This is a genomic window from Pseudoalteromonas sp. SG44-17 (genome assembly GCF_014164235.1).
GTDB classification, from domain to species: domain Bacteria; phylum Pseudomonadota; class Gammaproteobacteria; order Enterobacterales; family Alteromonadaceae; genus Pseudoalteromonas; species Pseudoalteromonas rhizosphaerae.
In genome coordinates this window covers 278,791-286,986 of the sequence record NZ_JACJEV010000004.1, presented here as the reverse complement: position 1 = coordinate 286,986, position 8,196 = coordinate 278,791, and the positions used below count along the sequence as shown (strand labels likewise).

7 protein-coding genes are annotated in these 8,196 nt (G+C 40.8%); 1 reads left to right on the top strand and 6 read right to left on the bottom strand.

Annotation, left to right across the window (positions count from 1 at the left end; translation table 11 throughout):
- Positions 1-672 precede the first annotated feature (672 nt).
- The 6 genes from H5182_RS05435 to H5182_RS05410 are packed head-to-tail and all read right to left on the bottom strand — an operon-like array spanning position 673 to position 5,594.
- Positions 673-2,058 carry a lipopolysaccharide assembly protein LapB gene (locus tag H5182_RS05435; RefSeq protein WP_182759652.1) on the bottom strand — a complete coding sequence of 462 codons (1,386 nt, stop codon included), beginning with the start codon at positions 2,056-2,058 and terminating at the stop codon, positions 673-675.
- Positions 2,059-2,085: 27 nt separating this feature from the next.
- Positions 2,086-2,748, bottom strand: coding sequence for a hypothetical protein (locus tag H5182_RS05430; protein ID WP_145234593.1), 663 nt, complete (start codon positions 2,746-2,748; stop codon positions 2,086-2,088).
- A gap of 1 nt (position 2,749) precedes the next feature.
- Positions 2,750-3,154, bottom strand: coding sequence for a biopolymer transporter ExbD (locus H5182_RS05425; RefSeq protein ID WP_145234595.1), 405 nt, complete (start codon positions 3,152-3,154; stop codon positions 2,750-2,752).
- 4 nt (positions 3,155-3,158) lie between these two features.
- Entirely contained in the window at positions 3,159-3,530 is a 372-nt protein-coding gene (locus H5182_RS05420) for a MotA/TolQ/ExbB proton channel family protein (protein WP_145234597.1), read from the bottom strand.
- Entirely contained in the window at positions 3,523-4,833 is a 1,311-nt protein-coding gene (locus H5182_RS05415) for a MotA/TolQ/ExbB proton channel family protein (protein WP_145234599.1), read from the bottom strand. Before H5182_RS05415 ends, H5182_RS05420 begins: the two co-directional genes overlap by 8 nt.
- Positions 4,830-5,594 carry a DUF3450 family protein gene (locus tag H5182_RS05410; protein ID WP_182759651.1) on the bottom strand — a complete coding sequence of 255 codons (765 nt, stop codon included), beginning with the start codon at positions 5,592-5,594 and terminating at the stop codon, positions 4,830-4,832. The genes H5182_RS05415 and H5182_RS05410 overlap by 4 nt, the downstream gene beginning before the upstream one ends.
- A gap of 336 nt (positions 5,595-5,930) precedes the next feature.
- Between H5182_RS05410 and H5182_RS05405 the strand changes: the two genes are divergently transcribed.
- A complete protein-coding gene (locus tag H5182_RS05405) occupies positions 5,931-8,111 on the top strand; it encodes a TonB-dependent siderophore receptor (protein WP_182759650.1) in 2,181 nt (726 codons plus the stop codon).
- The last annotated feature ends 85 nt before the right edge of the window (positions 8,112-8,196 follow it).

Genomic DNA, 8,196 nt, shown 5'->3' with positions numbered 1-8,196 from the left:
TTTTGTTGTCTGCAGGAAAGTGAAAATGCAGGTGAAAGGTAAAAGGCATCAGGTAAAAGGAAAAGAATAAGCGCCTAATGCCGACTCTATACATTTGCTATGTGGCTCTCTACCGCTGTGGGCACTATGACATCACCAAGCTCCAAATTGAGAAAGCCCGACTAGCAATAGTCGGGCTTTTTTACGTCTGGAACAAAGTTAAAACACCAAGCCAAGACCCCATGCCGAACTCAGTAGTGACCGCTCTTGCAATCCTATGCTCCACGGCATGTGTATTCCTATTCATCAAACAAACGCTCCTTCACATCCCAGAGCATCTACCTTTAAAGCAATTTGAGTATGGATACTTATTTGGTGTAGTGTGCCTAAGTAATAGTAAAACAGAAGCGCTGAGTGCCCTATCGTCAATAAAGATTTCATGACGCAACACATGGGAATTAATATCAAAAGCGACGCAGGCGGGACGTCATACGGTGTGATCGTTGATGGGTAGTTTATGCCAATCGACTTAAATATTTAACCATTCTAGCGAGCTAAATAAAGTGCTAACTGCGTTATAATTTATTCAAGTAAAACAACTACATGTCGAAAATTACGCCTTGTTATCACTGTATTTATCTGTCGCTATAAATGGTCAGTAACCTAACACGATTGGTATAAATCTGTTAACTATTAACCTTCTCGTTGGATCAGTCCTTCAAGAGCGCGAATGTTGGTGAGTAAGTCTTGCCTTTGTGGATTGGCGTTAAGTGCTTTTTTAAGCTGGCTTAATGCTTCTTTGTAGTTTTTATTTTCAATTTCAATTTGCGCGAGGCCTAACCATGCAGAGAGTTGGTACTCAGGTAAAGCTTGTGCTCGTACATACATTAACCTTGCTTGTGTCAGTTGGTTTTGTTGCTGATAGATATTTGCCAGGCTTAACAGTGCATCGCCAAGATTTGGGTCGATTGTTAATGCTTTATGTAAACTCTTTTGAGCTTGTTTAAAGTTACCTTGCTCAATTGCTAGCTGAGCGGTATAAACTGAAAACTCTGCGCGGGATTGTTTTGATAACTTATTTATGAAAGGGTTTAGTTGCGAAACGAGCTGCTTGGCTAGCTGCCATTTTTTTTGTGCGATAAGCCAATTTAGGGTTTGCATACTAATCTCGCTAGCTTCTGCTATTTGAGCTGGCTGAGTGCTTGCTAATGCATTACTTAACAATTCAACAGAGCGTGAGTAGCTACCTTGTGTAAGGTGAAGTTGTGCTGCAAGTAATTGATTACTTGCATTGCTAGGTGCCAGCTTTAAAGCTACTTCAATACTTGCCAAAGCTTGTTTATTGTTGTCTTGTTGTAAGGCAATTTGTGCACGTTGTAGCCAAAGCTCTGGATTGTTAGGGGATGCATTTAATAGCTCTTTTAGCAGAGCTTGGGCTTGACCTAGATCGCCTGCAGCAATTAGTGAAAATAGTAACCCTTGTTGATATTCTGCTTGCTGTGGCTCAAGCATTAATGCCTGACGATAAGCTGCAATTGCGCTCCAAGGTTGCTCAGCTTGTACATGAATATAGGCAAGTTGCGCATAGACTTGCGCATCAGCTTGGCCAAGTTCAATACAGCGGGTTAGATGTGGCTGTGCTTGTTGATAATTACCTTGCTGCATATAGAGCAGACTTAAACCTTGATGAGCTTTAACTAAATCTGGCATGCTTGATAAACTAGCCTTTAACGCCTGCTCAGCTCCTGCAAACTGTTTTAAGGTTAACAAAACTTGGCCACGTAAAAGTTGTAACGCAGGGCTATCGTTACCTAATTCACGTTGTGTAAATAGATCAGCTACAGCTTGGTAGTTACCTTGTTGTAATAGTGGTTTTAGTTGCTGGGCGAAGCTGCGTTCATTAGCTTCGATTTTTATATCTGTTGGGCTCAGTAAATTATTATTGATCAGCAACTGCCAGTGTGGATCGCTTGGCTGTAGTTTTACCTGCAATGAGGTTGCTTGGCTGGCAGTCATATAAAAGGTTAATGGCACGATAGCTAAACACGTTAACCATTTTTTTGTTGTTAATCTTTTCATTGTATTTTCACTTAAATACTGGCTTTACTAAGGTTTAAATTCAATGGGCCAAATAAATCTGGCTCTCACTATTTCACCGTCTTTTTTTGGTGAACTAAACCGACTTTGCTTAATGATCTTATCTATTTCAGGCTTTAGCTCAGGGTACGGGTTTTGTATAACATCAATTAAGCTTAATCGGCCATTTTCATCGATAAAAACATCGAGCTTCACGATGAAGGTACTCACACCTTGGCGAGTTAACTTTTTAGGTAATACTGCTTTTACGGGAGTGAGTAGCGTGGGTAAACCATCTAGTTGATTTAAGCTAAAGGCATCCCAATTAACTTCGATAGATTGAAATTCAGGAGTCGCAATTGGCATATTTGCAAGGGTTGGTTTACTAAGCGAAATTTTACTTTCAATTTTTATATTAATGGCTTGAATAGTTGCACCCGCACCTTCGACAACGAGGCTTTGCATCGGCTCTGTCACAGCTGATTGCGTCACGGTTGGTGGCGGAGGTGGAGGCTGAGGCACTAAAGCAACTTCGCGAACGATAACTTTGTCGTTGATAACGTGCTCAGCAATTTGGCCAAGCCAAAGTAAAACTAATGCGCATGCAAGTACCGTTAGGCTCAACATAAAAGCAAAAAACGGATGACGTTTATTAGCTATTGCAGGTTGTGATGCGAGTATATTATTTTGCATATTATTGCTGGGTCGCTAAGTTAACGGTTGCTGCACCAGCAAGTTTTGCTTCGTCTATTACTTTTACTAATAGCTCAGTTGGTACGGTTTTATCAGCTTGGATCACTACCGGTCTTTGCTGTTGTTTTAGCATTTGCTCTACGCTGCTGCGCACACCGGCCACGCCAATTTGGCTACCGTCAAAGTAAACCTGCTGACTATCAGTTATGGCAAGAAAAATAACTTGTTGCTTTAATTTGCTTGCTGAGACGGCTTGCGGTTTATCAACCTCGACCCCACTTTCGCGAACGAAAACGGTGGTTACAATAAAGAAAATCAATAGTATAAATACCACATCTAATAGTGGTGACATATCAATATGATGCGCAGATTGTTGTTCTAGGCGTTGTTTTAAACGTGCTTGCATTGGCTTAGCTCGCTTGCTGTTGGATAGCACTGTTACGTGTTACGTACAGCAAGTAAGCTTGCATCAGCCATGCAGGAATTGCGCAGACTAACCCCAGTTGTGTAGTGAGTAGAGCATTACTTATCGCTTCGCTCATTAATTCGTTTTCGCCTTGCGACATCACTTTAAATGTATCGAGTAAACCAATAATGGTGCCTAATAAACCAAGTAATGGCAGCGCAGCGGTCAAAATAGAGCTGACGTCGTGCCAGTAACCTTGGCGTTGCAGTTTATATTGTTTTAAATGCAGGATATCGTGCCAAATGAGCTGATAAACAAATAGCGCTAATAGGATGATAAGCCAGCAGATAAAATTATCGAACAGTTGCTCAAACATTTTTCACCTCAAGTTGACTAAGTTGCAGTGCGAACGCTTCAAGTTGGGTGTAATAGGCTTTAGCTTTACGCGATAGTAGCGCATTGAGTACTAATGCTGGTATGGCAACAACGAGGCCAAGCTCGGTAGTGATCAAAGCTTGGGCAATACCACCAGATACTACTTCTGGATCGCCAGAGCCAAATAACGTCATCATTTTGAATGTTTCAATCATGCCACTGACTGTGCCCAATAAGCCCAGTAGCGGTGCTACCGATGCAGTGATCGCGATTGCGCCAATGTAGTTATCAAGCTTGTGTTTATTATGCATCAGCTGATTAAATAACTGGTCATCTCTTATTTGTCCTATGTTGCTATCAACAGAGAGTTGAAACAGTGTTGCTTGCATTCCGCTGAAGCTGTGTTGCTCAGGTTGATTAAACGCAGTTTGTAAAGTCAGCGTCGAGACCGCTTTGATCTTACTAAGGCTAAATAATTGATATGCCTTGAATAGCGCAATTAATAATGCAAAACATGCAAATAAAATGATAGGGATTGCCCATAAGCCACCTTTTTCAAGATGTTCAACTGCACCTTCTTGTTGCGCTTGACTGGCAACTAAGCGGGTTAAACTTGGATCAAATGTTAAAGAAGCTGCGATCTTAGCTGAGTTTGTATTTACTTGTGAGTAAGCGATATCAAATGGGTTATTCTCATCACGTGATTGAACTATAGCTACTTTTGGTACTGCAGCGTTAGCTGCTGATGAAAGCAGGCCGGTTAGTTTTGGCTGTGCAACACTAAACCAAGTCACGGGACCTACTTGTAATGTTGTAGCTGCGGTGAGCTCGCCATTTTTCAATACTATATTTTGTTTTTTAAACTCTGGATATAATGCCGCGGTTTGCTGCTCTATCACCGCGACTACATCATTCAAAAGTGCTTGTTGATCGTTTTTACTTTGCGCTTGCTGAGCGTATTGACGAGTAAATCGGTTGAGTAAATTTAGCCGATATTGCTGTTGTTGTTGCCAGCTATCTAAGCGTGTTTGTAGCTGGGTTAAACTCAATGTGTCTTCATCAGCTAAACGGCGATTGAGTGTCGCTTGCTCACGCTCTTTTTTAAGTGCTTGCTGTTTTTCAAATATCTGTTGTGCCATAGTTGTTTGCTGTTTGGCAATCCGCTGTTGTGCTTTATTTAAAACGCTCTGCGCCGTTTTAATATCCGTTAGTAATTGTTGTTTGGCAGCATCCGCAGTCGCGGCTGTTACTACTTGGCTAAAACTCAGTAGTGTAACAAACAAAAAAGTACAGAATCGTTTCATGGCGTCAGCTCCTTAGCTGCATAGCTAAATACAGGCAAGGTAAGCCAGTGAGCTGCTTGTTTTTTTTCTTGTACAGCGATACCGTGGGCAATTTGCTCGCCATCAATTTCAGTATCAAATTGCCATTGCCAACCTAACTCAGAAGGGAAGCCAATGCCCGCATAACTTAAATCATTACTAACAAACCATGCTTGTGCGGCACCCAAATAAAGCTGTTTTACCCATATTTCTTTGCCTTCACTATTACTGATTGCCATTTCATGAATTGAAATTCGGTTTTGAAAATCAGCCAATTGGCCAAGCATTTTTAAAGCAATTTGTAGCTTTTCATTCGCATCTAGGCTTTCGTTATCTAGATCGCCAATACTTTGCCAGCTCGCCAGTAATGGGGGAGGTAATTGTACTTGCAGTGAGCGCAATTGCTGGCTGAGCTGGATTAATTGACTATTGAGCGCGTTTTCATCGGTCTCAAGCTGGCTTTGTTTTTGAATTAGCGCAGTGCGCTTTTCTGCCAGCTCAGAGGTGTTCTTTTGACGATTCTGGTTTAGCTGTTTGAGTTGTGTTTGCTCTGCATCGAGTAAGAGTAATGTTTGTTGCATCGAGGTTTTTTTTTCTAGCCAATGTGTTTCTAACTCACTAGTTTGTTGTTCTATTTGTAACCACTGATTAACGAGGTTTTCAAGTTCGCTAACCGGATCAGCTAAGCTTGAGAATGAGCTTAGTAAAATAACTGCCCCAACAGATTTTATAAAACGTTGCATATGCTAAGTAATGCCCTAAAAGTAATAACCATTTACAGTACAAAGCCAAGCTCTGGCTTTAACTTTATAAAATTAAAAAACCTTGATTTTTAAGCGCTTAAACTTAATTTTTTACGCCACTCATGCATCCAAGTTTACTGTGCATTTACAGTCGCGTTACGTAAGTTTAAAAGTGTGAAAAATAGTACAATGATTGACAAAATAATACAAGTGATAACATTTCGCATTTACATTAATATTACTCGATGCTAGGATTCCGCCGAACTTAAATCAACGTGCTTAAATGACTTGCTACAAAAACAACGTGTTAGCAAGTTCCCTGCTAATGGAGCTGAAATGGGTAAAATGACTAATAAACGCCGAACTTATATAAAACCGCTGGCTGCTTTTGTTACCGCAACTTTATCAACTTGGGCGTCTGCTCAAGGAGCTGAAAATATACAAGAGCTATCAGTAACCAAAGCAAAAACGCAATCGGAACAAAGCTATAAAGTTGAAAAATCATCATCAATAAAGAACACCCAGCCGTTGGTTGATACTGCAAAATCAATAACGGTTATTAACAAAGCTGTGATGAAAGATAGAAATGTAGATAGTTTGCAAGATGCGTTACGTAATGTTTCGGGTATTTCATTGGCGGCGGGTGAAGGCGGTGCGCCAGCTGGTGACAGTTTATCTATTCGTGGTTTTAGTGCTGCCAATGATATTTTTATCGATGGTATTCGTGATATTGCCGGGTACGACCGTGATACTTATAACGTTGAGCAAATCGAAGTTGCAAAAGGCCCAAGCTCAGCAACAACAGGCCGAGGTTCAACGGGCGGTAGTATTAACTTAACTACAAAAACGGCGACGTTGGATGAATTTAATGATGCTTCGCTGCGGTTAGGCACAGAGAGTGATTACCGCGCGCAAATAGATAGTAACTTTAAAGTGGCTGAAACATCAGCGCTACGTGTCAATTTACTGGTTGATAAAGGGGATGTTGCTGGGCGTGATCATGTTGAAAAAGAAAAACAAGCAGTCGCGGTTTCGTTTGCGACTGGTTTAGGAACCAATAGCCGTTTTAATCTTAATGCTGATTATCAGAATCAAGATAATATGTCTGATTACGGTATTCCGTGGGTTGGTTCTAGCCCTGTTGCTGAACTTGCTGGTAGCGAAAATGCAGCGCCACCGGTGAATTTCACTAATTTTTACGGTAACGTATATCGTGATTTTGAAGATATCGAAGCGTATTCAACAACTGCAAAGTACGAGTATGACTTGTCGCAAACAACCATGCTACGTGCCCAAGGTCGCATTGGCCGTGTAGAGCGAAAAGATACAGTAACAGCGCCGCGTTTTATTGATGTAAAAACAACAACTGATATCAGAATGAGCGACGTTAAAAATCGTGATACGCGCAATGAATTGGCAACACTGCAACTTGATTTAGTTGGTGAGTACTATTTTGCTGGTGTAAAACATAATGTGGTTACTGGTGTTGAATTAACTAACGAGACATTTAGCCGTTGGAATGTAACTGCATTGGTAGCTGATAATTTAAAGAACGAACCAGCGCTGAATGATTTATACAACCCAGATGCTTATTTACCTTACACTGGTGAGTATGGTCGTGATGGCACTAGTACTGAAGCGGTTGCTAAAACCCGTGCAATTTATGCATTCGATACAATTATATTTAATGAATATTGGCAATTAACTGCGGGTTTACGTTCAGAGCAGTACGATAGCGATTATCAGTATGATTACAAGGATCCAGCATTAATGATCTCAACTAGCGATACCATGACTAGTTGGAACGCATCTGCCGTATATAAGCCAAGTCAAAATAGCAGCATTTACTTTGGTGCAGGTAACTCGTATAACCCATCGGCTGAAGGCATTGCAGTATCTACTCGTGGTAATTCAAGTGAGTTAGATCCGGAGAAGAGCCAAAGCTATGAGTTAGGCACTAAATGGAATTTACTTGATGATAAGTTGATGACCAGTGCCGCTATTTTTAGAACGGTTAAAACTAATGCGCGCGTGGATGATCCTAATAGTGATCAGCGTGGTGTTGAAGTGCTTGATGGTGAGCAACGAGTGCAAGGTTTAGAGTTGTCTGCAACAGGTATTATCACTGACGAATTAAGTATTATCGGTTCTTATACCTATCAAGATAGCGAAGTTACTGAATCTACGGTTGATGGTGATGTTGGGCATAACTTGGCTCGAGCACCTAAAAATAGCTACAGTGTTTGGGCTCGATATGACTTTAGCGACGCGATAGCTGCAGGTTTTGGCGCACAATATATTGGTGAGCGTTATAATGGTAATTCAGCGACCAGTCGTAAAGCCGATAGTTATGTTTTGTTCGATATGATGCTTTCTTATCAAGCAACTGAGCAGTTAAGCATTCAGTTTAATGGTGAGAATTTAACGGATGAAGATTATGAAGATAAACTAGGTGGCGGACACTTTATTCCTGGTCAAGGTCGTTATTTTACACTAACGGCTAGTTATTCTTTCTAATTACAAACTAATGTTTGTTGAATAGGTTAAAGCTTATTAAACAGGTTAATGCTTATTAGCCTGTTTTTTTAAGATTTGGGAACTT

Bases quoted from the DNA above. Each gene is read 5' to 3' on its own strand.
- H5182_RS05430 (WP_145234593.1), bottom strand. From the start codon at position 2,748: ATGCAAAATAATATACTCGCATCACAACCTGCAATAGCTAATAAACGT.
- H5182_RS05405 (WP_182759650.1), top strand. From the start codon at position 5,931: ATGGGTAAAATGACTAATAAACGCCGAACTTATATAAAACCGCTGGCT.
- H5182_RS05410 (WP_182759651.1), bottom strand. From the start codon at position 5,594: ATGCAACGTTTTATAAAATCTGTTGGGGCAGTTATTTTACTAAGCTCA.
- H5182_RS05425 (WP_145234595.1), bottom strand. From the start codon at position 3,154: ATGCAAGCACGTTTAAAACAACGCCTAGAACAACAATCTGCGCATCAT.
- H5182_RS05420 (WP_145234597.1), bottom strand. From the start codon at position 3,530: ATGTTTGAGCAACTGTTCGATAATTTTATCTGCTGGCTTATCATCCTA.
- H5182_RS05435 (WP_182759652.1), bottom strand. From the start codon at position 2,058: ATGAAAAGATTAACAACAAAAAAATGGTTAACGTGTTTAGCTATCGTG.
- H5182_RS05415 (WP_145234599.1), bottom strand. From the start codon at position 4,833: ATGAAACGATTCTGTACTTTTTTGTTTGTTACACTACTGAGTTTTAGC.